Source organism: Mesorhizobium sp. M0166 (assembly GCF_040322255.1).
Lineage (GTDB): Bacteria > Pseudomonadota > Alphaproteobacteria > Rhizobiales > Rhizobiaceae > Mesorhizobium.
In genome coordinates, this window is the sequence record NZ_JAMYTD010000011.1 from 12,863 (window position 1) to 36,531 (window position 23,669).

Below are 23,669 nucleotides of genomic sequence, written 5' to 3' on the forward strand. Positions count from 1 at the left end.
CTTATATAGAGTTCGAACGCAATCTAAAAAAGGAGATACGAAATGACCCGCAAAATCCTGAGCGCATCGCTTCTGGCCGCGCTGTTTCTTGCGACCCCGGCTTTTGCCGAGGAAGCCACCATCGGACGCCCGATCGAGGGCGTCAGCCTGCACGAGGGACACCTTGACATGGTGGTCTACTACGTCCCGGTCGACGGCGGCCTCCTGGAGGTCACCGCCACCTTCGCGCCGAAGACCGGGGGCGATCCGCTGCGCGTTGTAATGGGTCTCGCCGACCATGACTCCGTGGCTTTTTCCATGCCGGGCCACCAGGGCTCGCTTTACGCGTTCGAAAGGTCCGGCGAGCAGGTGACGGTCTCGACCGAGGCTGCCATGGATCTGCGAGCCGACGCGACAATGCGCTAACCCGACGTGCAGACCGCAACCTGCGTGCTACGGACCGTCGGTCTCGCGTCCGCGCGGCCGACGTAGAGGTCGAACGCGATCTACTCGATATGAGGAGATGGGCATGAAAACGAGACCCGCCATTGTGCTGGCGGGCGTCCTGTTCGGATGGTCCTCTCGAGACCGCCAGGAGCAGGCAAAAGCCGTATTAGAGACGGCGACGACAGGGGGCCACCGGACAGAAACCAACGAGGTTCCACCGGATCAACGCCAGCGTTCCCCAATGGCGGCGAGCATCGTCAGAAATCAGCGGACGGAGCGCCACGGTGCCCTCGATCACGCCATCGAATATGCTTGAGGAGAGGTCAAATGCTATACAGTTATTTTGTCGAGAAATCGATCCGAGAGAGCTTCGACCACGTCAACAACCATCGCTGGGATGAGGCGGCGAAGGCACTCGCCCTGCATGTCATCACCGCGTTTCCGGCGCCCACGCGCTTGGTGGCGAGCGCCACGACAAAGAAGCCATGCGCCGCTGGTTTGAGCGCCTCGGCCGCGTCCTGCCCAATCTCCATCTCACGGTCAACCATATCTCGGTGAAGGGCTGGCCGTGGCATACCACCGTGTTTGCCCAGTGGGACGGCATTGCAACGCTGCTCAATGGCGACGCGTCGTACGTCAACCGTGGTCTGCACGTGTTCACCCTGCGGTGGGGCAGAGTCTATGCACTTGAGGAATTTTACGATTCACAAGCAGCGGCCCGCGGTCTTGCCGCCCAAGCGGCAGCTGGCCTCGAAGAAGCTGTCGCCGAACCAATTGTAGGCTAGCAGACGCTCAGTCAAAGCCCACCCGTTCCGTGAACGTGGGGGGCTACCCCGTGGCCCCAGCGCTTCGGTAGCGGTCGCCTCGGCAAATGCGTGCCACCAGCGAAGCCTCCCGATCCTCTGCTCGTGGACGTCGGTCTGGAGACCACAGCCGATCAGCCGCTGCTACGCACCATCGTTTGCCTGAAGCGTTTGTCTTGGGCCGCGCGCCCTAACTCGCTCGACCTCTACTGTTCAGTTCCTCGTGCGGATAGAGCTTGCCGAACAGTGGCAGGTACATCGCGCCCTTGCGCATCAGAAAATCGTGGAAGGTCGCCATCGCCGGCGAGATGGCGTGATCGCTGCGCATCACGGAAAACCATTGCCGGCGGATCGGCATGCCGACGACGTCGAGGATAACCAGCCGGCCAGCCTCGATTTCTGCGGCGATGGTGTGGGCAGAGATGAAGGCGATGCCGAGCCCGGCCATCACCGCTTGCTTGATCGTCTCGTTCGAGCCCATCTCGACGCCGAGATCGTCGATGCGGCCAGGCACGTCGCTCAAAAATATTTCCAGCGAGATGCGCGTGCCGGAGCCGGACTCGCGAATGAGGAAATGTTCCTGGGCGATCCGCTCCTTGGATATCTCGCGCACCGAGGCCAGCGGGTGGTCGGGCGGCGCGATGATGACCAGCGGATGATCGCCGAAGACCGAGGCACGCACCGGAACTTCCTTCGCCGGGCGTCCCATCAGCGCGATGTCGATGTCGTGATTCTTCAGATTGTCGATCGTCTCAGCGCGATTGCCAATGGCAAGCCGCATGTCGATGTCGGGATGTTCCTTCATGAAGGCAGCCATCAGCCGCGGTGCGAAATATTTGGCCGTGGAAACGACACCGAGTCGCAAGCTGCCGGCGCGCACGCCCTTGATCGCATCCATCTTGTCTTCGAGCAGACGAAGCCGCTCCTCGATGGCCTGTGCAGTCTCGACGAAGGCAAGACCTGCGGCAGTGGGACGCATGCCGTCCGCCGTCCGGTCAAACAAGGCCAGTTGGAACTCTTCCTCAACCTGCCGCAACTGGATCGTCACCGCTGGAGGAGACAGGCCTAACACTTTGGCTGCACTGACGATTTTCCCGTGGCGGACGATTGCCTGAACGGTCTTGAACTGCTTGAGCGTGAGATTTCTCATGCAGCATACTAAAATTTTTTTAGTGTCAAAGTAAAGTTATTGAATTTTACTTATCCACCATCGTTTGTTTTCATTCCCCAATCCGGCCGATCCGAGGAGAGGCGGCTGGATCGGGAGGTTACGATGCCAGCGGCAACGCTCGACGCTTTTCTGAACTCCTATCTCGGCGAGCCGGACGAACTGCGCGCCGCGGTCGTAATGACCGTCCGTCGGCTGACGCAGGCGGCCACCACGATCCGCAACACCATCAATCAAGGGGTACTCGGCACCGCCTTTGCCGGAACCCGTGGCGCCAATGCTGACGGCGATGTTCAGAAGGATCTCGATGTCTTCGCCGACGACATCTTTCTCGATGCCATGCGCCACGCTCCGGTCGCGCTCTACGCTTCCGAGGAACTGGAGCAGCCGGTGCTTCTCGACCCGCAAGCGCCTCTCGCCATCGCCATCGACCCGCTCGACGGCTCTTCCAACATCGACACCAACGTGTCGATCGGAACGATCTTCTCGCTTCTCCCTGCAATTGGTGCGCCGGATAAGAATCCGGCCGCCTCATTTTTGCAGGCAGGGGTGAACCAGCTGGGCGCCGGCTTCTTCATCTACGGGCCGCAGCTGGCGCTCGTTCTGTCTCTCGGCAGCGGCACGCATGTCTTCGTTCTCTCAGCCAGGCTCGGCACGTTCGTCCAGGCCTATGAGAGCCGGGTCATCCCCCAGCGTACCCAGGAATTTGCCATCAACGCCGCCAACTACCGGCACTGGGACGAGGCGGTGCGGCTCTACATCGACGACTGCCTCGAAGGCACCGAAGGCCCACGCGAGAAGGACTTCAACATGCGCTGGATCGCCTCCCTGGTCGCCGACTGCTACCGCATATTGATGCGCGGCGGCGTCTTCCTGTATCCAGGCGACAAGCGCAAGGGCTACAGGCAGGGGCGACTTCGCCTCGTCTATGAGGCAAACCCGATCGCCTATCTCATCGAACAGGCGGGCGGTGCCGCCACCGATACGATCACCCGCATCCTCGAAATCGAACCCGAGAGCCTGCACCAGCGCGTGCCCATGATTTTCGGATCGGCGCGGGAAGTCGCGCGCATCACCCGCTACCACACCGAGCCGAGCGCCATCGGCGAGCGCGCGCCGCTGTTCAGCCGCCGCGGCCTTTTCAGGGCCTGAAGACCATGTCGGCAAAGCACCCCATCGTTACCATCACCGGGTCGTCGGGCGCAGGCACTACCTCTGTCAAGCGCATCTTCGAGCTGATCTTCCGGCGCGAGAACATCGGGGCCGCCTTCATCGAAGGCGATGCCTTCCATCGCTACGACCGCGCCACGATGAAGGCGAAGGTGGCCGAGGAGGAAAAGGCAGGCAATCCGAACTTCACCCACTTCCATGCCGAGGCCAATGAACTGGCAATCCTCGAAGAGGTGTTCGAGGAATATGGCCGCCGGGGAACCGGAAAGACCCGCACCTACATCCATGACGAGGATGAAGAGAAGCAGTACGGCACGCCGCCGGGACATTTCACCGAATGGCGCGAATTTCCGCCGAGCGACCTGCTTTTCTACGAGGGCCTGCATGGCTGCGTCGTCACCGACAAGATCAACCTGGCCAGGCACGCGGACCTCAAGATCGGCGTGGTGCCGGTCATAAATCTCGAATGGATCCAGAAGATCCATCGCGACCGCGCAACGCGCGGCTATTCCACCGAGGCGGTGATGGACGTGATCCTGCGTCGCATGCCGGACTATGTCCGCTACATCGTCCCGCAGTTTTCGCAGACCGCCATCAACTTCCAGCGCGTGCCGATTGTCGACACGTCCAATCCATTCATCGCGCGCTGGATTCCGACGCCCGACGAATCAATGCTGGTCATCCGCTTCGCCAACCCCCGCGGCATCGATTTCCCCTACCTGCTTTCGATGATCCACGACTCGTTCATGTCGCGGCCGAATTCCATAGTGGTGCCCGGCAACAAGCTCGACCTTGCCATGCAGCTGATCCTGACGCCGCTCATCCTGCAATTGATCGAACGCAAGAACCGTGTGTCGTGAGGAGGACGCCATGAACAGCCAAGCCGCAGCATTGAAGCCCGTCGCCGCCGTCTCGGAACGCGACATGGCCAACGCCATTCGCGCATTGGCGATGGATAGCGTCCAAAAGGCCAATTCCGGTCATCCGGGCATGCCGATGGGCATGGCCGATGTCGCGACGGTGCTGTTCAGCCGCTTCATCAATATCGATCCGTCGATGCCGGACTGGCCCGATCGCGACCGCTTCGTGCTTTCGGCCGGGCACGGCTCGATGCTGCAATATGCGCTGCATTACCTGCTCGGCTACGAGGACATGCCGATCGAGGAGTTGCAGCGGTTTCGTCAGCTGGGCAGCCGCACCGCCGGACATCCGGAATATGGCCATGCGCTTGGCATCGAGACGACGACCGGCCCGCTTGGACAAGGCATTTCGACCGCTGTCGGCATGGCACTGGCGGAGCGCATGCTCGCTGCCCGTCACGGCGCAGATGTCGTTGACCATTTCACCTACGCGATCGCCGGCGACGGCTGCCTGCAGGAAGGCATCAGCCACGAGGCGATCGATCTTGCCGGTCACCTGAAGCTCTCCCGGCTGATCGTCTTTTGGGACGACAATGCGATCTCGATCGACGGACCGACTTCGCTGTCGACTTCGATGGACCAGCCGGCACGGTTCAAGGCCGCTGGATGGCAAGTCCAGTCGGTGGACGGCCACGACATGGAAGCCGTTGGGGCTGCAATCGAAGCAGCGCAGCAGTCGGATCGGCCGTCTCTGATCGCCTGCCGCACGGTGATCGGCAAGGGTGCGCCCAATCTGGGCGGTTCGGAAAAGACGCATGGCGCACCGCTGGGCGATGCGGAGATCGCCGCGACGCGCGAAAACATCGGCTGGGCCTACGCGCCGTTCGAGGTGCCGGACGATATCCTTTTCGCCTGGCGCGAGATCGCCGGCCGCGGGCAAGCGGCACGTCGCGCCTGGGAGCAGCGGCTTGCCGCCTCGCCGCAGCGCGAGGCCTTCGAGAGCGCGGTCGCCGGCACCCTGCCCGACGCGGTCTTCGAAGCGCTCGTTGCTTTCCGTAAGGAGCATCTCGAGAAGGCGACCAAGGTTGCAACGCGGAAAGCCTCGGAAATGGCGCTGGGTGCAATCAACGCCGCAACCGAGCTGACCGTCGGCGGCTCCGCCGATCTGACGCATTCGAACCTGACGATCACCAAGGGTATGGGTCGCATAGCGCCGGGCGACTACGCCGGCCGCTACATCCACTATGGAATCCGCGAGCACGGCATGGCCGCAGCCATGAACGGGATCGCACTGCATGGCGGTTTCGTGCCTTATGGCGGCACGTTCCTGTGCTTCGCCGACTATGCGCGCGGCGCGATGCGGCTCTCGGCGCTCATGGGCCAGCGCGTCATTTATGTGATGACGCATGATTCCATTGGTCTCGGCGAGGACGGCCCGACCCACCAGCCGGTCGAGCACCTGGCGATGCTGCGGGCGACGCCAAACCTCAACGTCTTCCGTCCGGCCGACATCATCGAAACGGCGGAGTGCTGGGAACTGGCGCTTAAGAGCGCGAACCGGCCGAGCGTGCTGGTGCTCTCGCGCCAGAACCTTCCGATGCTGCGCCAAGCACCTAGCGGCGAGCCACACAGCGACGAGAACCGGTCGAGCCGGGGCGCCTACATCCTGCGCGAGCCAGCCGGGCACCGCGCGGTGACCCTGATCGCCACCGGCTCGGAGGTCGAAATCGCGGTTGCCGCCGCCGAACGGCTTGAGACCGAGCACGGCATCGCGGCCGCGGTTGTCTCGATGCCGTGCTGGGAGCTGTTCGAGGAACAGGACGCCGGCACCCGCAAGGCCGTCCTCGGTTCAGCGCCGCGCGTTGCCGTGGAGGCAGCCGCCCGTCTCGGCTGGGACCGCTGGATCGGCGACACCGGCGCTTTCGTCGGCATGGCCGGTTTCGGCGCCAGCGCCCCTGCCCCGGATCTCTACCTGTATTTCGACATCACGCCCGAAGCCGTCGCGGCAGCGGCGCTGAAGCTCATCATCTAGGAGGACGACCATGGCCCGCATCACCCTTCGCCAGCTTCTCGACCATGCCGCCGAGCACGGCTACGGGGTGCCGGCATTCAACATCAACAACATGGAACAGGGCCTCGCCATCATGGAGGCCGCCAGGACCTGCGATGCGCCGGTCATCATCCAGGCCTCGCGCGGCGCCCGTTCCTATGCCAATGACATCATGCTGGCCAAGATGATGGAGGCTTTGACCGAAATCCATCCGGCCATTCCGCTATGCATCCATCAGGATCACGGCAACAACGAAGCCACCTGCCTGTCGGCGATCCGCCACGGCTTCACCTCGGTGATGATGGACGGGTCGCTGATGGCGGATGCCAAGACGCCGGCGAGCTACGATTACAACGTCGCCATCACCGAACGTGTCGCACGCATGGCGCATTGGGTCGGCGCTTCGGTCGAAGGCGAGCTTGGCGTGCTCGGCTCGCTGGAAACCGGCCAGGGCGAGGCCGAGGACGGGCACGGCGCCGAAGGTGTGCTTTCCCACGACCAGCTTTTGACCGATCCCGATCAGGCGGTCGACTTCGTGACCGCCACGCAGGTCGACGCGCTGGCGATCGCCTGCGGTACCTCGCACGGCGCCTACAAATTCAGCCGCAAGCCCGACGGCGGCCTCCTGGCCATGCAGGTGATCGAGGCGATCCACGAAAAGCTGCCCAACACGCATCTGGTCATGCATGGGTCTTCCTCCGTGCCGCAGGAACTGCAGGACATCATCAACAACTATGGCGGCGAGATGCCCCAGACCTTTGGCGTCCCGGTCGAGGAAATCGAGCGCGGCATCCGCTACGGCGTGCGCAAGGTCAACATCGACACCGATTGCAGAATGGCCATGGCCGGACAGTTCCGCCGCGTCGCGACGGAGGACCCGCGCGAATTCGATCCGCGTAAATTCCTGAAACCCGCCACGGACGCCCTGCGCGACCTTTGCCGCGATCGCTTCGAACGCTTCGGCACCGCAGGCCACGCGTCGAAGATCAGGGTGATCGCCATGGATGAGATGGCGAAACGTTACGCCGCGGGAAAGCTCGACCCCCAAATCGCAACCGCGAAAGCCGCCTGAGCGGCAAACAGGAGACCTGCCATGAACAAGATCGACATGCCCTCAGCAGGCACGCTCAAGGAAGGCAAGGAACGCTACAGGTCGGGCGTCATCCCCTACAAGAACATGGGCTACTGGGAGCCGGACTACCGGCCCAAGGAGACCGACCTGATCGCCATGTTTCGGATCACGCCGCAGCCCGGCGTCGACCATGAGGAGGCGGCCGCGGCCATCGCCGGTGAATCCTCTACCGCGACATGGACCGTGGTGTGGACCGACAGGCTGACCGCCTGTGAGCTCTACCGCGCCAAGGCATTCAAATCCGAGCCGGTCCCGAACACAGGTCCAGGCACCAGGATCGAGCAACAGTACTTCGCCTATATCGCCTACGACCTCGACCTGTTCGAGCCCGGCTCCATCGCCAACCTGACTGCATCGATCATCGGCAACGTGTTCGGCTTCAAGGCCGTCAAGGCCTTGCGGCTCGAGGACATGCGCATCCCGGTGGCTTACCTCAAGACCTTCCAAGGCCCGGCGACCGGCGTCGTGGTGGAACGCGAGCGGCTCGACAAGTTCGGCCGGCCGCTGCTCGGTGCAACGACGAAGCCGAAGCTTGGCCTGTCAGGCCGCAACTACGGCCGCGTCGTCTACGAGGCGCTGAAGGGTGGCCTCGACTTCGTCAAGGACGACGAGAACATCAACTCACAGCCCTTCATGCATTGGCGCGACCGTTTCCTCTACTGCATGGAGGCAGTGAACAAGGCGTCGGCCGCCACCGGCGAAGTCAAGGGCCATTATCTCAACGTCACCGCCGGCACGATGGAGGACATGTACGAGCGCGCCGAATTTGCAAAACAGCTTGGCTCCTGCATCGTCATGATCGACCTCGTCATTGGCTACACGGCGATCCAGTCGATGGCCAAGTGGGCACGCCGCAACGACATGATCCTGCACCTGCACCGCGCCGGCAACTCGACCTATTCGCGCCAGAAGAACCACGGCATGAATTTTCGCGTCATCTGCAAATGGATGCGGATGGCCGGCGTTGATCACATCCATGCCGGCACGGTGGTTGGCAAGCTGGAAGGCGACCCGCTTATGATCAGGGGGTTTTATGACACGCTGCGCGAGGAGCGCACGCCGCAGAACCTCGAAACCGGGCTGTTCTTCGATCAGGAGTGGGCGTCGCTCAACAAGGTGATGCCCGTCGCCTCGGGCGGCATCCATGCCGGCCAGATGCACCAGTTGATCCATTATCTCGGCGAGGACGTCATCCTGCAGTTCGGCGGCGGCACGATCGGCCATCCGGACGGCATCCAGGCCGGCGCGACGGCCAATCGCGTCGCGTTGGAGGCGATGATCCTCGCCCGCAACGAGGGCCGCGACTATCTGCGCGAAGGGACCAAGATCCTCGAACAGGCGGCCAGATGGTGCACGCCGCTGAAGGCGGCCCTGGAGACGTGGAAGGACGTCACCTTCAACTACGAATCGACCGACACGGCCGACTTTGTGCCAACCGCAACGCCGAGCTTCTAGACGAAAGGAACCGTCGCCATGATGACCAATCCGGGAAACAAGGTCACGCAGGGACAGTTTTCGTTCCTGCCCGAACTGACCGATGAGCAGATTTCGGCGCAGATCAAATACGCGCTGAAGAACCACTGGGCGGTCAGCGTCGAATACACCGACGATCCGCATCCGCGAAACACCTATTGGGAAATGTACGGCAACCCGATGTTCGACCTGAGGGACCCGGCGGGCATCCTGCTTGAAGTCAACAATTGCCGGAAAGCCATGCCCAACATGTATGTCCGGGTCACCGCCTTCGATTCGACCAAGGGCTGGGAAGCGCCGCGCATGTCATTCATCGTCAACCGGCCACCTAATGAACCCGGGTTCCGGCTGCTGCGCCAAGAGCGTGACGGCCGCAGCCAGGGCTATTCGATCGTGCCTTATGCGACCGACAGGCCCGAAGGCGAGCGGAGCTAGGCGACACCATGCTGGACGCGATAGCAAAGGGCGCTGCCGCGCAGGACGAATCGGTTGATCTGCAGGCCGAGTTCGAGGCATCCAGCATCGATGAGGTGATGGACAAGCTCGACCGCGAACTCGTTGGCCTGAAGCCCATCAAGACCCGCATCCGCGAGATCGCGGCGCTGCTCCTGGTCGACCGACTTCGCCGCAGGTTCGGCCTGACCTCGGGCGCGCCGACGCTCCACATGAACTTTACGGGCAATCCCGGCACCGGAAAAACCACCGTGGCGCTGAGAATGGCAGAAATCCTGCATCGTCTCGGCTATGTCCGCGAAGGCCACATGGTCGCGGTGACGCGCGACGATCTCGTCGGCCAGTATGTGGGCCACACCGCGCCCAAAACCCGCGACGTGATCAAGCGCGCCATGGGCGGGGTGCTTTTCATCGACGAGGCCTACTATCTCTACAAGCCCGAGAACGAACGCGACTACGGCCAGGAATCGATCGAAATCCTGCTGCAATGCATGGAAAACAACCGCGACGATCTGGTTGTGATTCTTGCCGGCTACAAGGACAAGATGGACCGCTTCTTCGACAGCAATCCCGGCATGCGCTCGCGCCTCGCCCATCACCTCGATTTTCCGGACTACGGCGTCAGCGAACTCAAATCCATCGCCGAGATCATGCTGGCGCAACAGAATTACCGTCTCAGCGAAGCGGCGGCTAAGGCGCTCGACGAGTATCTCCCGATCCGCATGCGGCTGCCGCATTTCTCCAACGCCCGCTCGGTCCGCAATAGCCTCGACCGGGCCCGGCTTCGCCAGGCCAGCCGGCTTTTCGCATCGCGCGACCGGGCGTTGACGAAAACCGACCTTATCACCATCGAGGAATCCGACATTCGCGGCAGCCGCGTATTCGCGGAAGGTAAGCTCGAAGGCGAACCGGAGACGAAGGTGCGCTGACAAGACGACGCCGGTTGTGTGTGCAGCGACCGGAAACGGACGACAGAATGGGAGCCGACGATCATGGATACCAAGACAATCATTGCGCCCTCGGTGCTATCTGCGGACTTCTCGCGGCTCGGCGACGAGGTGGAAGCGGTCGTCCGGGCGGGTGCCGATTGGATCCATCTCGATGTGATGGATGGCCATTTCGTGCCCAACATCACCTTCGGTCCGCCGGTGATCAAGGCGATCCGTAATCGAACGGACAAGGTCTTCGACTGCCACCTGATGATCGCGCCGGCCGACGCCTATCTCGGCGCCTTCGCCGATGCCGGCTGCGACATCATCACGGTGCATGCCGAGGCCGGACCGCATCTCGACCGTTCGCTGCAGGCAATCAGAAACCTCGGCAAGAAGGCCGGCGTTTCGCTGAACCCCTCGACGCCAGAAAGCGTCATCGAATATGTGCTCGACCGGCTCGATCTGGTGCTTCTGATGACGGTTAATCCGGGCTTCGGCGGCCAGGCCTTCATTGCGGCGGTCGTTGACAAGGTCAGGCGGGTCAAGGCCCTAGTCGGCCATCGTCCGATCGACATAGAGATCGACGGCGGCGTCACGCCCGAAACCGCTCCGCTGGTCACCGCGGCCGGCGCCAATGTGCTGGTCGCCGGCTCTGCCATCTTTAGGGGTGGCACCGAGGCTGCCTATCGCGCCAATATCGGCACCATCAGGCAGGCGGCCGACGGGGCGATCCGGAAAGCTGCATAATCGTCTCATCGGAGGGCAAATATGGCGGCAACCCCACCTGTCTGCGATTTCGGCTGGCGAGCCATCGACGCCGTTTTGCCCGGCGTCGACGGCAAATCGCATTCGATCTTCAGCCATGCCGGCCCGAACGGGCTGGTGCTGGCCTTCATCTGCAATCACTGCCCCTATGTGAAAGCGGTGATTTCGCGCATGGTGCGCGACGCCAACGACCTCAAGGCCGAAGGCATCGGCTTTGTCGCGATCAACTCAAACGATGCCGGGGCTTATCCGGATGATTCCTTCGACAATATGAAGCTCTTCGCCAGGACGAACGGCTTCACTTTCCCCTATCTCCACGATGAGCACCAGACGGTGGCGCGTGCCTACGGAGCCGTTTGCACCCCGGATTTCTTCGGGCTCAACAGCGAGTTGACGCTGCAATATCGCGGCCGGCTGGACGCGTCGCGACGCGACGCCGCATTGCCCGGGCTGAGGCGCGACCTGTTCGAGGCGATGAAGCAGGTTGCCCGAACCGGCGACGGACCGCTCGACCAGATCGCTTCGATCGGCTGTTCGATCAAGTGGAAGGATGCTGCATGAACGTCGGCGCAGGCAGGCCGTTTCGCTCGCCCAAGGCGATCCTGTTCGATCTGGACGGCACACTGGTCGATTCGGCGCCTGATATAGCGGCCGCCGTCAACGAATTGCTGGCCGACCGCGATCTGCCGCCGCTGCGGCTGGATCAGGTCAAGGCCATGATCGGCGGCGGCATCAGGAAACTGGTCGAACGAGCCTTCGCGGCTTCCGGCACGCCGCTCCTCGGTAGCACGCTCGATGAGGCCAACCGCGTCATGGCGCCGATCTATCGCAGGCATCTGACCGGCCGCACGAGGCTGATGCCTGGCGTCAGGGAGGTTCTCACGCACTTCCACTTGAGCGGAATAGCCATGGGCGTGGTGACCAACAAGCCGCAGTTGGCGGCTCGCGAAATCCTTTTGCATTTTGGGCTGACGGAATATCTCGGCGCGATCGTCGGCGGAGACGCGGTGACATACTTGAAACCGGCCCCAGACGCGCTGTTGCTGGCCCTCGACCAGCTTCAGGTCGAACCTCGTGACACGCTGATGGTCGGAGACAGCGGCGCCGACGTGGCCGCCGCACGTGCCGCCGGGATGGCAGTCATTCTGCTGCGTGGAGGATACAGCCAAATTCCCGTTGAAGAGCTTTGCGCCGACCTCGTTTGCGACAGCCTGTTCGATATCCCGTCCGCGATGCAGAGGCTGCAAGACGCTGCGTGACCTCGAGCGCAAAGCCCAGGGCAACGCCGGCCGGGCGCAGTCCAATTGGTCGGCGGTACCGCGTTATTTCGAGAATTGCTTCAGGTAGGCAATGACGTTGGCGATGTCCTCGTCTTTCTTGAGGCCGGAAAACGCCATCTTCGTTCCTTTGACCATCGCCTTGGGATCGTGAAGGTAGGTCGTCAGCGTGGCTTCGTCCCATTTAACGCCGGATTTTCCGGCCTCGGTCATGGCCTTGGAATAGCTGAACCCCGGATGCGTCCCGGCCGTTCGGCCGATGACACCGTTCAAGGACGGACCGACCTTGTTCTGGTCCTTGTCGGCGACGTGGCAGATCTTGCATTTGGCGAAGACCTTCTCACCCGCCGCGGCATCCTGTGCCTGAGACTGGGTAGTGACAAAGGTGGCGACGGACACGGCGGCGAAAAATGCGACTGCGCGCATGGCATTTCCTCATTGATCGTGTGAGTGCCCTGGACACTTTACGCGTGTCGATGCCTTGCCGGCATCCGTTTTTACGCGGGAGAGCGAACTATTCGTCCTTCCTCCCCGGACTGGCAGCACCTGCACGCCTCGAAAAGCTAGACTGCCGATGAAAGAAGTCAATCGTACAAAGGTCCTGTTTCGTTTCCCGACTGCGCGAAGGGAAGTGTGTAGCGACACGCAGTCCCACATCATTGACGCCTATTGGCCGAACGCGTAGCCTCACTCCAACCCGTTTCCTGTTTGGGCACCTTCAGGAAATCCGATGAAACTCCAAAGCACGAACTCTGGAGAGATCGCTGCACAGGCGACGATAGGTGCCAAATGGATATGGTCGATCTCATATTAACGGTGTGCCTGAGCACCAATCCGGGCAATTGCCGAGATGAACACCTCTATTTCGGGAGCCGCGGCTCTCTGTTCCAATGCATGTTCCTGGCGCCCGCCGAGATCGCAAAATGGTCTCAGGAACATCCAAGTCTCAAGGTCGTGCGCTGGAAATGTGCCGTTCCGAGCAAGGAACGAGCGATTTGATCGACATTCCTGGTTCGTCGACGACCCTGAAAGAGGAGACGCCATGATGATTTCGCGGCGCATGATGCTGCGCTTGGCCGCTGTGGGGGCCATCCTCGCCTCAAAGCCGTTTGCCGTCTTTGCGGCAGCCAAGGTCCGAATTGGTGTCCTGAAGTTCGGCACCGTGAGCTGGGAACTCGATACGCTGAAACGCCACAAGCTCGACGAGGCCAACAGGATCGATCTGGAAATTGTCTACTTCGCCGGGGAGGATGCGACCAACGTCGCGCTGCTGGCCGGCGCGATCGACATAATCGTGACCGACTGGCTGTGGGTCTCGCGCCAGCGCTCCGAGGGCGGCGACCTTACATTGGCCCCTTATTCGACCGCCGTGGGGGCAATCATGGTGAAGGAGGAATCGCCGATCCGGACGCTGGCCGACCTCAAGGAAAAGAAAATCGGTGTCGCCGGCGGCCCGCTCGACAAGAGCTGGCTACTGGTCCAGGCGTTGGCCAGACGCGATCACGGCCTCGACCTGCCGACAGCCTGCGACGTCGTCTTTGGTGCGCCGCCGCTGATTTCCGAAAAGGCGATGCAAGGCGAACTCGATGCCGTGCTCAATTTCTGGCATTTCTGCGCCCGGCTCGAGGCCAACGGCTTTCGTCGGCTGATCGGCGCGGATGACGCGACGAAAGCGCTTGGTGCCTCGGGCCCCGTATCGGCACTCGGTTATGTCTTCCATGACCAATGGGCGAACGACAATCCGGATGCCGCCCGGGGCTTCGTCAAGGCATCCATGCAGGCCAAGGACTTGCTGGGCAGGTCCGATGATGAATGGCTGCGCCTGGCGCCACTCATTCGCGCAGAAGGCAAGGAGTTGGAAAAACTGCGCGACCGCTATCGCCAGGGCATCCCAAGACGGCCGGTCGCCGAAGAAGCGGTCGATGCGGGTAAACTCTATCACGTGCTGGCCGCGATAGGCGGCGAGAAGCTGGTTGGCAGGGCGCCCGAGATGGCGCCCGGCACGTTCTGGGCGGAACTCGCGAAATGACCGCAACGGAAGACAAGTCGGGTCGATCCGGCTTTGCGTCGCCGCTAACGCCAGCGCTGACGGTAACGGTTTCCCTGCTCGGACTTTGCCTGTTGTGGGGCCTCGCGGCCCATCTGTGGCAAAGCCGTGCCTTCCCCTCACCAGGGCAGGTCTGGCAGGTGCTGCTCAGGGAAGCGGCGAGCGGCGACCTTTTTTATCATCTTGGCGCCACGCTCGGACGGGTTGCTGCGGCGTACGTCGTCGCAATGATTATCGGCTCCCTCATCGGCGTCATCCTCGGGAGCTACCGCGGTGCGGACCGGTTCTTCAGTCCGTGGGTGGTCCTGTTTCTCAACATTCCCGCGCTGGTGGTCATCGCGCTCGCCTATATCTGGTTCGGCCTCAACGAGGCGGCGGCGATTGGCGCAGTTGCCGTCAACAAGATCCCGAACGTCGTGGTGACAATGCGCGAAGGCGCGAGGGCGTTTGATCCGCGTTATGCCGAAATGGCCGCCGTCTACCGCTTCGCCCCGCTCGAGCGCATCCGCCATGTCCTGCTGCCGCAACTGCAGCCCTATTTTGCTGCGGCCTCGCGGTCCGGCATCGCCCTCATATGGAAGATCGTCCTGGTGGTCGAACTGCTCGGCCGCTCCAATGGCGTCGGCTTCCAGATCTATCTTTATTTCCAGCTCTTCGACGTCGCCGCCATTCTTGCCTACACGCTGGCTTTCGTGGCGGTGATGCTTGTCATCGAACTTCTCCTGGTGCAGCCCATTGAACGACATGTAACCCGTTGGCGCCGCCGTCCCGCTTAGGGTCGACATCGCCGAAAAGACCTTCAGGTCGGCGCAAGGCGTGTCGATCACGGCACTCGAGGGTCTGTCCTTCGAGGTGCGGCAGGGCGAATTCGCTTGCCTGTTTGGGCCGTCGGGCTGCGGCAAGACCACGACGTTGCGCATCCTGCTTGGACTGGACAAAGACTTTTCTGGCTCTTTCCAGCTGCCGCAAGGCGGCTCGAACCGCATCGCCGCCGTGTTCCAGGAGCCTACTTTGCTGCCATGGCGGACGGTGGAGCAGAATGTCAGGCTGGCGCTGCCGAAAAGCCTAAGAGCGAACAGTCTCGACGAGCTGTTTGACACTCTCGGCCTCGCCGGCATGCGCTCGCTCTATCCGGCGGAGCTTTCGCTCGGCCTTGCGCGCAGGGCAGCGCTTGCCAGGGCCTTCGCCACCGAACCGGCGGTGCTTTTCCTGGACGAACCCTTTGCCTCCCTCGACGAACAGACCGCCGAGCGACTTCGGCAATTGCTTTTGACCGTGTGGTCGGCGCGGCCCACGACTGCCTTGATGGTAACGCACAATCTGCGCGAGGCACTGATGCTGTCGGACCGCATCATCGTGCTTGCGCAGCGCCCAGCCCACGTGCTCGGCATGTTCGACGTAAGAGTGCCGCGACAGCATCGCAATCCACTGGTGATGAGCGACCTTTTGCGATCATTCCAGCAAGAATTTCCGGGCGTGGGCTGATCGCCTTGCCGTTCGGAATGCATATCGGAAAAGACATGTCGATCGACAGGGTACGACGCAAGCTCGTGAACGGCTTCGCCTGTACCGCGGCCAGCGCCGCGATGCTGTCGGGCGGGCCGCCTTCGCCCCTGCCGACAGCCTTCAAGGTCAGGAAAGTCGCCGACAACGTCTTTGTTTTTCCAGGGCGTGGATGAATTGATGAGCGCCGCCAACCAGGGCGCGATCTCGAACCTGGGCGTCGTCGTCGGGACTGACGCCGTTGCCGTCATCGACAGCGGCGGCAGCCCGATCGAGGCGCACGCCTTTACCGCCGCGGTCGGGAAAATAACCGCCAAGCCGGTTCGCTACCTGATCAACACTCACGCGCACCCAGACCACGTCTTTGGCAACGCTGCGTTTCGGGAGATCGGCGCGACCATCGTCGGCCATCACAATCTGCCGCGCGCTCCCGAGGCGCGCGGCGCGTTCTGCCTGCAAAGCTTTCGCGAACAGATCGGCGGCGCGCTCATGAAAGGGATCGAGACCGTGTCTCCGACAATGCTGGTCAAGGATCGCCTGCATCTCGACCTCGGAGAACGCACGCTCGAAGCAGGCATGGAAGGCGGCTCACACCGCCAATGATTTGACCATTTTCGACAGCGCGACCGGTACGCTGTTTGCCGGCGATCTCGTGTTCGTAGGTTCCTTGCCGACGCTCGACGGATCACTGCTCGGCTGGCTCCGCCAGATGGACGCGCTCGCCGCGATCGCCGCCGCGCGCGCCGTGCCGAGTCTCGGCCCGGCGCCGGCGGCTGGCCGGAGGCGCTGACGGCGGAGCGGCGCTATTTCGACATCCTGCCGCGCGATATTCGAAAGGCGATCGCGGAAGGGTTGCCGCTCAGCGAGGCCATCAAGACCGCCGGCCAAAGCGAACGCGGCAATTGGCATCTGTTCGACGACTACAACGAGTGCAACGCGACAGCGGCTTATGCCGAGCTCGAATGGGAATAAGCGACAACGACAATGCTGGGGGTCGCCGTTCGCAAATTGACCGGCCGTCGTCTGCTGCGCTACGATCGCTTCGACGCGCGTTCCGTCGCGGGCTACTTGTGCCCGCCGGGCGAGCCAGGCTACCGTCCGCTTGCCGTGTCTGTGGTGCGACTAAGACAGGTCGCGGAGGCCGTCGAGTTCGCGGGGCTGATGGGTTTCCGCTCCGGCGCCATTTCAACAAGGATTAGGTCGAACATAGGAGGTCGGATGAAGGTCGCGACTGAGCAGGAGTGGCAGGCTGCCCGCAAGGAGCTGCTGGCGGCCGAGCAGGAGCTGGCGGCGCACGAACGGCGCGTGACTGAGCAACGGCGAGAGTTGCCCTGGGTGCCGGTCGAGAAGCACTACGCCTTCGCCACCGAGGAAGGGCCAAAGTCCTTGCCGCAGCTGTTCGATGGCCGCTCGCAGCTCCTCATTTATCACCTAATGTACGGAGAGGACTGGAAGACGGCGTGCCCGGGGTGCGCCTCGGTCGGCGATGGGCTGGGCGGCATGATCACGCACGTGAACGGCCGCGACGTGACACTCATCGCGATGTCGCTGGCGCCGCTGGAGAAGCTGATGGCAACTAAGACACAGCGCGGGTGGACGATGCCCTACGTGTCGGGCTACGGCGACGACTTCCTGTTCGACTACGGCTTCGCATTCCGCCGGGAGGAGATGTCCGGAATCGCCCGCGACGAGTTCGACATGGGGCAGCTGCTCCGCGAGGCCCCGCAATGGCTGCAGGATTACCGGGACGATGTGGGTGCGCCGGACCTCCAGTCGGCCGTGTCGGTGAGCGCAGGGTGGAGCGTCTTCGCGATGGAGGACGGAGCGGTCTACAACACCTACCGCCGCTATCCGCCGCTGGTCGGGCCGCCGTACGCGCCATTGCTCGAGTTCGTGCCAAAGCGGTGACACCCGGTATTTCATTCCCGCGCACTTCATCCACGAACTGTCGATCTCTCAAGGCGATCAGCCGATTCTCTCGATGGAGGGCGGAATATCTATTTCGGAGGATCCCAATTTCCGGTTCGCTTTCACCGCGCACGGCAAAGGCGAAATCCGTGTCGAGGCGACACGGATGGCAAGGTATTTCGCGGCCATTGGCCGATAGAAACGGCGAGACTGTGAGGCGCACCGGCCACGCGTGCCTGTTCCGCCTGACTAAAAGCAACGTACGTCGGCTTCAGCCTGCGCGCGTTTCAGTTCCGTGCGCGCCGCCTTCGCTGGCGCGCTTTCGCGAAACAACCCTGCCGCCTCCCCTGTCGTCAACGACATGCTTTTGAAGGTCTCCGCCCTCTCATAGTGATCGTAAGGAAGGATCGAGGCGATAACGTCGATCGAGCAGGAACAGCTTTCAAGCGCCTGGCGTGTCTGGCCATTTGTTTGCATGCAGCCGAGCACGTAGTCGGCAATCGTTGCCGTCGGGTAGTCTCCCGCGGCGTTGGCCGAGTTCGCAAAGGCCAGCGTGGTCGCAAAGGCCACCGGCAGGGTGAGAGATCCAACAGACCTTATCATGGGGAACCTCCAGTTTTGGCCTGGACACCATGCATCCAGAAGGGATCATCGCTCCAATTGGCGACGTGCCGCAAAGCCCGTCAAGCTCCAATGGCCTGCGTATAGGACCAAAGGAGGAATGCCCTATCGACCGACAAGAGCCAGCTTCATGACCCGCTGCGCACCCTCCCTCACGCGTTCATTTCATGCTTCGCTCACTATCCGGCAACCAGCGAGACGCACGCATACTTACTCGGAGGCGCCCCGTAGAATATATCGAAATAAAGTCAAATGTGTATCACCTCGAGAATACGGGAACAATATGGTTGCTATATACATCGCGGCTGTGCGGTCATCCTCTTTTTAGTTCTTGAAACGGTGCTTATTTTAATTGTTTCTAAATATTGCGGTGCAGCATATCGATATTGCAGCGCAACGATCCATTGTAGGTTTTTGCTTGCCTGGTCTTTTACGATGACATAGTTTTTTCTTGTTTCCGGCTTCAAGAGCGCCACCGTTATCAGGGAGCGGCGGCAGTCTTTCGAAGACCAAGGGGGGCGGGCGGTAACGGTGCCCTCTGCTTCGGGGTAGGTCGTGACAGCTGCCGGAAAATAACTTCCCAACATGAATTGCTTGGGCAAGCCCTTGTGGGGCTTGACGGTCGATTCTTCACTGTGAACCCGGGAGGATTTTGGATGCGTGTACTTGCGAAAACTACTTACATTCTGACGACCGCGGCGTTTTTATCGCTCGGCGCTGCCTATACGGCTTCGGCCAATGAAGACCTTATAAAGCTCGCATCGGATGCGAAGAACTGGGCGATGCAGACGGGTGACTACGCCAACACCCGCTATTCCAAACTCAACCAGATCACTGCCGACAATGTGAAGAACCTGCAGGTCAAATGGAGCTTTTCCACCGGCGTGCTGCGCGGTCACGAAGGCGGGCCGCTGGTCATCGGCGATGTGATGTATGTCCACACGCCTTTCCCAAACAACGTCTATGCTCTGGACCTCAAGAACGACGGCAAGATCCTGTGGAAATACGAGCCCAAGCAGGACTCGAACGTCATTCCGATCATGTGCTGCGACACGGTCAATCGTGGTGTTGCCTATGGTGACGGCAAGATCATTCTCAACCAGGCCGACACCACCGTCGTCGCGCTCGATGCCAAGACCGGCAAGGTCGTCTGGTCTGTCAAGAACGGCGACCAGACCGACGGCGGAAAGGGCGAATCCGGCACGTCGGCACCCGTAGTCATCAAGGACAAGGTGCTCGTGGGCGTCTCCGGTGCTGAATTCGGTGTTCGCGGCTGGCTGGCCGCCTACAATCTGAAAGACGGCAAGCTCGCCTGGAAAGCCTATTCGGAAGGTCCTGATGCAGACACCCTTCTCGATCCCGAGAAGACGACCCATCTCGGCAAGCCTGTCGGAAAGGATTCCGGCACGAACACCTGGGAAGGCGAACAGTGGAAGACGGGCGGCGGCACGACATGGGGATGGTATTCCTATGATCCCAAGCTGAACCTGGTCTATTACGGCACCGGCAATCCCTCGACGTGGAACCCGGTCCAGCGCCCAGGTGACAACCGCTGGTCTATGACAATCATGGCTCGCGATGCGGACACTGGTGTTGCCAAATGGCTCTACCAAATGACCCCGCATGATGAGTGGGACTATGACGGCATCAACGAGATGATTCTCGTCGATGGCATGGAGGTCAACGGAGCCAAGCACGACGTGCTGGTGCATTTCGACCGCAACGGCTTTGCCTACACAATGGATCGCGCCACCGGCGAACTTCTCGTCGCCAAAAAATACGATCCGGCAGTGAACTGGGCGACGGAAGTCAACATGGATCCCAAGAGCGACCAGTATGGCCGCCCGCAGGTCGTCGCCAAGTATTCGACCCAGCAGAACGGCGAAGACACCAACTCGACCGGTATCTGCCCGGCCGCGCTTGGAACCAAGGACCAGCAGCCGGCCGCCTACTCGCCGAAGACCGGATTGTTCTACGTGCCGACCAACCATGTCTGCATGGACTATGAGCCTTACAAAGTGAGCTACACCGCCGGTCAGCCCTATGTAGGCGCCACCGTGTCGATGTATGCGGCGCCTGGCGGTGACGGGAACATGGGCAACTTCATTGCCTGGGATGCAGCCAAGGGTGAGATCGTCTGGTCGAAGCCCGAGCAGTTCTCGGTGTGGTCGGGCGCATTGGCGACAGATGGCGACGTCGTCTTCTACGGTACCCTCGAAGGCTACATCAAGGCGGTCGATAAGGACGGCAAGGAGCTCTACAAGTTCAAGACCCCATCCGGCATCATCGGCAACATCACAACCTACGAGCATGACGGCAAGCAGTACATCGCCGTTCTGTCCGGCGTCGGTGGATGGGCCGGTATCGGTCTGGCAGGCGGGCTGCTTTCGCCCGATAACGCCGCCGCCTGGCATGGCGCCGTTGATCAGGGCCGTGCGCAGGGCGATCAGGCCGCGGTCGTTGGAACCGCTGGTCTGGGTGCCGTCGGCGGTTATGCGGCACTTGCCGACTATACGACGCTGGGCGGCCAGCTCACCGTCTTCGGCCTCCCGGACTGATTAACGGGAAGAGCCTAACGACTAGGTTCGAAAACGAGAGCCCGGGCCCCCGAAGCCGGGAACCGGGCTCTCGATTGCGCCGCGCACCCAACTCCGATCAATGCCGCTGCACGACGGCAGCCAGGGTTTCTGGCAAACGAAGGAAGAGTCTGAATGATCGTTCGCATTGCAGTTTCCGCTCTCGCCCTGGTCCTGCTGCCTCTGGCCAGCTCAAGTCTGGTACGGGCCGAAGACAGCATGGAGAAAGCCAAGGCGGTGAAGCAAGAAGGAGGCAAATATTTAGATGCGGACGGAAATCCGACCTACAAGATCGAAAACGGAACCGTCGATTGGTACACCTTCAGCGGGTACCGCCGGTATCACTCAGATTGCCATGTCTGTCACGGACAGGACGCCACAGGTTCGAGCTATGCGCCTGCTCTGGCCAACAGCCTGAAGAACATGGATTACGCCACGTTCCTGTCGATCGTCGCCGAGGGCCGCAAGAATGTCGGCGGCGGCAAGGAGAATGTCATGCCTGCCTTTGGCGACAACAAGAACGTCTATTGTTACCTGGACGATCTCTACGTCTATCTGCGCGCGCGCGCCGATGGCGCGGCACCCCGCGGCAGGCCGCCCAAGCACGAAAACAAGGCCCAGGCAGCCAAGGATGCCGAAGCATCCTGCATGGGTGGATGATATGACCGGCTGCACTGCATCGAAGCTGCGCGTCGTTCTGTCGATCCTCGGCGCGCTCGCCTTGCTGCCGTCGAACGTTCTGGCACAAAATGCCGGGCTTGGCGCTGCGGGCGAACTGGTTGATCCCGACATTCTGCGCGTCTGCGCCGATCCCTCGAACATGCCCTTTACCGACAAGAACGGCCAAGGCTTCGAAAACAAGCTGGCCGAACTGGTTGCCAAGAAGACCGGGCGAAAATCAGTCGCTTACACGTGGTTTCCCACTGTCACCGGCTTTGTGCGCAACACGCTTGGGGCCAACCGATGCGACATCATCATGGGCTACGCCCAGGGTGATGAACTGGTGCAGAACACCAATGCCTACTACCGCTCCGCCTATGTGCTCGTCTACCCGAAAGGCAACGGCATGGAAGGCGTCGAGACGATCGAAGACCCGAAACTTTCCGGCAAGAGAATCGGCGTCGTCGAAAGCACGCCGCCAACCGCCAACATGGCCGCCAACAAGCTTCTGCGGACCGCCAAGATCTACCCGCTGGCGGTGGATACGCGCGTCACCCCTTCCATGGGGGAGGTCATGATCAAGGACATGCTCGCCGGCAAGATCGACGCGGCGGTCCTGTGGGGCCCGATGGCGGGCTACTATGCCAGGGAACTCGGAGCCGACGTCACGATCGTTCCGCTGCTGAAAGAAAAAACCGGCTCGCGCATGTCTTATCGCATCACCATGGGCGTACGCCCGTCCGACCAGGAATGGAAGCGGACGCTCAACCGGGTAATCAGGGAAAACCAGGCGGAGATCATCAAGATCCTGCTCAGCTACAACGTGCCGCTGATCGACGAGCATGACAATCCGATCACACAATAGTTGGGACGGGCCCGGCAGAGGCCAGAAATGTGGCAGGCGATGAGAGGAAAGGAAGCGGTTTTGCTGCTCATGATGGGCCTCCTGGGCATTACGGAGCCGGCATGGGCAGGCGGGGTTGACGAGCCCGCTGGCTACCGGCCGGACGAATACCGGGCACCCGTGCCGGACATGCTGCAGGGTGCGACAGTGGTGACCACGGAAGAGGCGGAAGCGCTGTGGCGAGGGAAAAAGGCCGTCTTCTTCGACGTGATGCCGAACACGCCGAAGCCGACCACTCTGCCGGCTGGAACGATATGGAGAGACAAGGTCAGAAAGGACATTCCAGGCAGCATATGGCTGGCCAACGCGGGATACGGCGCTATTTCGGAAGAGACCGCCAGCTACTTTCGCCAAGGCCTCGCAGCCGCGGCCACCGACAAATCGCGCGCGATTCTGTTCTATTGCATGACGAATTGCTGGATGTCGTGGAATGCCGCGAAACGGGCAGTCGAGTGGGGCTACAGTTCAGTGATCTGGCATCCGCTCGGCGCGGATGGCTGGGTACGTGCAAGTCTTCCGCTGGAGGAGAAGAAACCCTACGCGATGACAATTGAAGAAAGAGACCACAGCTACTTTCGATTTCATTTTTTGACTTTTTAAAACCTATTGATTCATTTGTCCATTTTGAAACCTGATGGACGAGCCATTGCTTCGGTGCCCTGCAGTGGTTGACTAACGACAGCATCGGCCCTTCGGGCTGGTAGAAGAGGAGAAATGTTATGAAGAAGAGCTGGACAAAACCGACCATGTGCCAGGTTGCTGCGGGCTTTGAAATTTCGCGGTATCTGCCTGCTGAAATTACTCCCAAGAAGTAGGCCGCAGAGGTGCGTGTCCCTGGCAACAGGGGCACGCATCCCCTTGCCGCATGGGATTTTCGTGAAAGAGTTTGAGGCGCGCAAAGCGGGCGAGCTGTTTTTTGCGGCTGCAAATTGGCTGCTGGT

General features: G+C 61.4%; 29 protein-coding genes. 26 read left to right on the forward strand and 3 right to left on the reverse strand.

Going from position 1 to position 23,669, the window contains the following annotated elements; translation table 11 throughout:
• Positions 1 to 42 precede the first annotated feature (42 nt).
• The 3 genes from NKJ46_RS14580 (at position 43) to NKJ46_RS14590 (ending at position 1,211) form a co-directional block, all read left to right on the forward strand.
• Positions 43 to 405, forward strand: coding sequence for a hypothetical protein (locus NKJ46_RS14580; protein ID WP_352665670.1), 363 nt, complete (start codon positions 43 to 45; stop codon positions 403 to 405).
• A gap of 103 nt (positions 406 to 508) precedes the next feature.
• The gene (locus tag NKJ46_RS14585; RefSeq protein ID WP_352665671.1) at positions 509 to 742 is read left to right on the forward strand and encodes a hypothetical protein; all 234 of its coding nucleotides are present in this window, start codon (positions 509 to 511) and stop codon (positions 740 to 742) included.
• A gap of 169 nt (positions 743 to 911) precedes the next feature.
• Complete coding sequence (locus NKJ46_RS14590; RefSeq protein ID WP_352665672.1) at positions 912 to 1,211, forward strand: nuclear transport factor 2 family protein; 300 nt, start codon at positions 912 to 914, stop codon at positions 1,209 to 1,211.
• Between the two features lie 208 nt (positions 1,212 to 1,419).
• Here the strand turns inward: NKJ46_RS14590 and NKJ46_RS14595 are convergent, their stop codons facing one another.
• Positions 1,420 to 2,379 (reverse strand): LysR family transcriptional regulator, encoded by a 960-nt coding sequence (locus NKJ46_RS14595; protein ID WP_352665673.1) that lies wholly within the window; start codon positions 2,377 to 2,379, stop codon positions 1,420 to 1,422.
• Positions 2,380 to 2,502: 123 nt separating this feature from the next.
• On the opposite strand from NKJ46_RS14595, the gene NKJ46_RS14600 reads away from it, so the two are divergent.
• The 10 genes from NKJ46_RS14600 to gph all read left to right on the forward strand — a co-directional run bounded on the left by NKJ46_RS14600 (position 2,503) and on the right by gph (position 12,491).
• Positions 2,503 to 3,549 (forward strand): class 1 fructose-bisphosphatase, encoded by a 1,047-nt coding sequence (locus NKJ46_RS14600; protein WP_352665674.1) that lies wholly within the window; start codon positions 2,503 to 2,505, stop codon positions 3,547 to 3,549.
• 5 nt (positions 3,550 to 3,554) lie between these two features.
• Positions 3,555 to 4,427, forward strand: coding sequence for a phosphoribulokinase (locus NKJ46_RS14605; RefSeq protein ID WP_352665675.1), 873 nt, complete (start codon positions 3,555 to 3,557; stop codon positions 4,425 to 4,427).
• Positions 4,428 to 4,437: 10 nt separating this feature from the next.
• Complete coding sequence (gene tkt / locus NKJ46_RS14610) at positions 4,438 to 6,459, forward strand: transketolase (protein WP_352665676.1); 2,022 nt, start codon at positions 4,438 to 4,440, stop codon at positions 6,457 to 6,459.
• A gap of 10 nt (positions 6,460 to 6,469) precedes the next feature.
• Positions 6,470 to 7,549, forward strand: a complete 1,080-nt coding sequence (gene fba, locus NKJ46_RS14615) for a class II fructose-bisphosphate aldolase (protein ID WP_352665677.1) — start codon at positions 6,470 to 6,472, stop codon at positions 7,547 to 7,549.
• Positions 7,550 to 7,585: 36 nt separating this feature from the next.
• Complete coding sequence (locus NKJ46_RS14620) at positions 7,586 to 9,064, forward strand: ribulose-bisphosphate carboxylase large subunit (RefSeq protein ID WP_352665803.1); 1,479 nt, start codon at positions 7,586 to 7,588, stop codon at positions 9,062 to 9,064.
• A gap of 18 nt (positions 9,065 to 9,082) precedes the next feature.
• Complete coding sequence (locus NKJ46_RS14625; protein WP_023678835.1) at positions 9,083 to 9,517, forward strand: ribulose bisphosphate carboxylase small subunit; 435 nt, start codon at positions 9,083 to 9,085, stop codon at positions 9,515 to 9,517.
• 8 nt (positions 9,518 to 9,525) lie between these two features.
• Entirely contained in the window at positions 9,526 to 10,464 is a 939-nt protein-coding gene (cbbX, locus tag NKJ46_RS14630) for a CbbX protein (protein ID WP_352665679.1), read from the forward strand.
• A 63-nt stretch (positions 10,465 to 10,527) separates the two neighbouring features.
• The gene (gene rpe / locus NKJ46_RS14635; RefSeq protein ID WP_352665680.1) at positions 10,528 to 11,214 is read left to right on the forward strand and encodes a ribulose-phosphate 3-epimerase; all 687 of its coding nucleotides are present in this window, start codon (positions 10,528 to 10,530) and stop codon (positions 11,212 to 11,214) included.
• A 21-nt stretch (positions 11,215 to 11,235) separates the two neighbouring features.
• Positions 11,236 to 11,793, forward strand: a complete 558-nt coding sequence (locus NKJ46_RS14640; protein ID WP_352665681.1) for a thioredoxin family protein — start codon at positions 11,236 to 11,238, stop codon at positions 11,791 to 11,793.
• Positions 11,790 to 12,491: a phosphoglycolate phosphatase gene (gene gph, locus NKJ46_RS14645; RefSeq protein WP_352665682.1), complete on the forward strand. Its 702-nt coding sequence runs from the start codon at positions 11,790 to 11,792 to the stop codon at positions 12,489 to 12,491. Before NKJ46_RS14640 ends, gph begins: the two co-directional genes overlap by 4 nt.
• A 63-nt stretch (positions 12,492 to 12,554) precedes the next feature.
• Here the strand turns inward: gph and NKJ46_RS14650 are convergent, their stop codons facing one another.
• Positions 12,555 to 12,935, reverse strand: a complete 381-nt coding sequence (locus tag NKJ46_RS14650; protein ID WP_352665683.1) for a c-type cytochrome — start codon at positions 12,933 to 12,935, stop codon at positions 12,555 to 12,557.
• 363 nt (positions 12,936 to 13,298) lie between these two features.
• Between NKJ46_RS14650 and NKJ46_RS14655 the strand changes: the two genes are divergently transcribed.
• From NKJ46_RS14655 to NKJ46_RS14695, 9 genes are all read left to right on the forward strand, one after another.
• Complete coding sequence (locus NKJ46_RS14655) at positions 13,299 to 13,508, forward strand: hypothetical protein (protein WP_352665684.1); 210 nt, start codon at positions 13,299 to 13,301, stop codon at positions 13,506 to 13,508.
• Between the two features lie 43 nt (positions 13,509 to 13,551).
• Complete coding sequence (locus NKJ46_RS14660) at positions 13,552 to 14,538, forward strand: ABC transporter substrate-binding protein (RefSeq protein ID WP_352665685.1); 987 nt, start codon at positions 13,552 to 13,554, stop codon at positions 14,536 to 14,538.
• The gene (locus NKJ46_RS14665) at positions 14,535 to 15,332 is read left to right on the forward strand and encodes an ABC transporter permease (protein ID WP_352665686.1); all 798 of its coding nucleotides are present in this window, start codon (positions 14,535 to 14,537) and stop codon (positions 15,330 to 15,332) included. The genes NKJ46_RS14660 and NKJ46_RS14665 overlap by 4 nt, the downstream gene beginning before the upstream one ends.
• A 7-nt stretch (positions 15,333 to 15,339) precedes the next feature.
• Entirely contained in the window at positions 15,340 to 16,041 is a 702-nt protein-coding gene (locus NKJ46_RS14670; RefSeq protein ID WP_502903405.1) for an ABC transporter ATP-binding protein, read from the forward strand.
• 35 nt (positions 16,042 to 16,076) lie between these two features.
• Positions 16,077 to 16,235 carry a hypothetical protein gene (locus tag NKJ46_RS14675; protein ID WP_352665688.1) on the forward strand — a complete coding sequence of 53 codons (159 nt, stop codon included), beginning with the start codon at positions 16,077 to 16,079 and terminating at the stop codon, positions 16,233 to 16,235.
• 4 nt (positions 16,236 to 16,239) lie between these two features.
• Complete coding sequence (locus tag NKJ46_RS14680; RefSeq protein ID WP_352665689.1) at positions 16,240 to 16,662, forward strand: MBL fold metallo-hydrolase; 423 nt, start codon at positions 16,240 to 16,242, stop codon at positions 16,660 to 16,662.
• Position 16,663: 1 nt separating this feature from the next.
• Positions 16,664 to 16,849 carry an MBL fold metallo-hydrolase gene (locus NKJ46_RS14685; protein ID WP_352665690.1) on the forward strand — a complete coding sequence of 62 codons (186 nt, stop codon included), beginning with the start codon at positions 16,664 to 16,666 and terminating at the stop codon, positions 16,847 to 16,849.
• A gap of 194 nt (positions 16,850 to 17,043) precedes the next feature.
• Entirely contained in the window at positions 17,044 to 17,967 is a 924-nt protein-coding gene (locus tag NKJ46_RS14690) for a DUF899 family protein (protein WP_352665691.1), read from the forward strand.
• Positions 17,968 to 18,010: 43 nt separating this feature from the next.
• Entirely contained in the window at positions 18,011 to 18,166 is a 156-nt protein-coding gene (locus tag NKJ46_RS14695; protein ID WP_352665804.1) for a thiosulfate oxidation carrier complex protein SoxZ, read from the forward strand.
• Positions 18,167 to 18,216: 50 nt separating this feature from the next.
• On the opposite strand, the gene NKJ46_RS14700 is transcribed toward NKJ46_RS14695, so the two are convergent.
• On the reverse strand, positions 18,217 to 18,570 hold the full coding sequence (locus NKJ46_RS14700) for a hypothetical protein (RefSeq protein WP_352665692.1): 354 nt from the start codon (positions 18,568 to 18,570) through the stop codon (positions 18,217 to 18,219).
• Between the two features lie 674 nt (positions 18,571 to 19,244).
• Here NKJ46_RS14700 and NKJ46_RS14705 point away from each other — a divergent pair.
• The 4 genes from NKJ46_RS14705 (at position 19,245) to NKJ46_RS14720 (ending at position 23,328) form a co-directional block, all read left to right on the forward strand.
• On the forward strand, positions 19,245 to 21,146 hold the full coding sequence (locus NKJ46_RS14705) for a methanol/ethanol family PQQ-dependent dehydrogenase (RefSeq protein WP_352665693.1): 1,902 nt from the start codon (positions 19,245 to 19,247) through the stop codon (positions 21,144 to 21,146).
• A gap of 153 nt (positions 21,147 to 21,299) precedes the next feature.
• Complete coding sequence (locus tag NKJ46_RS14710; RefSeq protein WP_023678824.1) at positions 21,300 to 21,824, forward strand: c-type cytochrome, methanol metabolism-related; 525 nt, start codon at positions 21,300 to 21,302, stop codon at positions 21,822 to 21,824.
• Position 21,825: 1 nt separating this feature from the next.
• On the forward strand, positions 21,826 to 22,689 hold the full coding sequence (locus NKJ46_RS14715) for a substrate-binding domain-containing protein (protein WP_352665694.1): 864 nt from the start codon (positions 21,826 to 21,828) through the stop codon (positions 22,687 to 22,689).
• Between the two features lie 27 nt (positions 22,690 to 22,716).
• A complete protein-coding gene (locus tag NKJ46_RS14720; RefSeq protein ID WP_352665695.1) occupies positions 22,717 to 23,328 on the forward strand; it encodes a PQQ-dependent catabolism-associated CXXCW motif protein in 612 nt (203 codons plus the stop codon).
• Positions 23,329 to 23,669 lie beyond the last annotated feature (341 nt).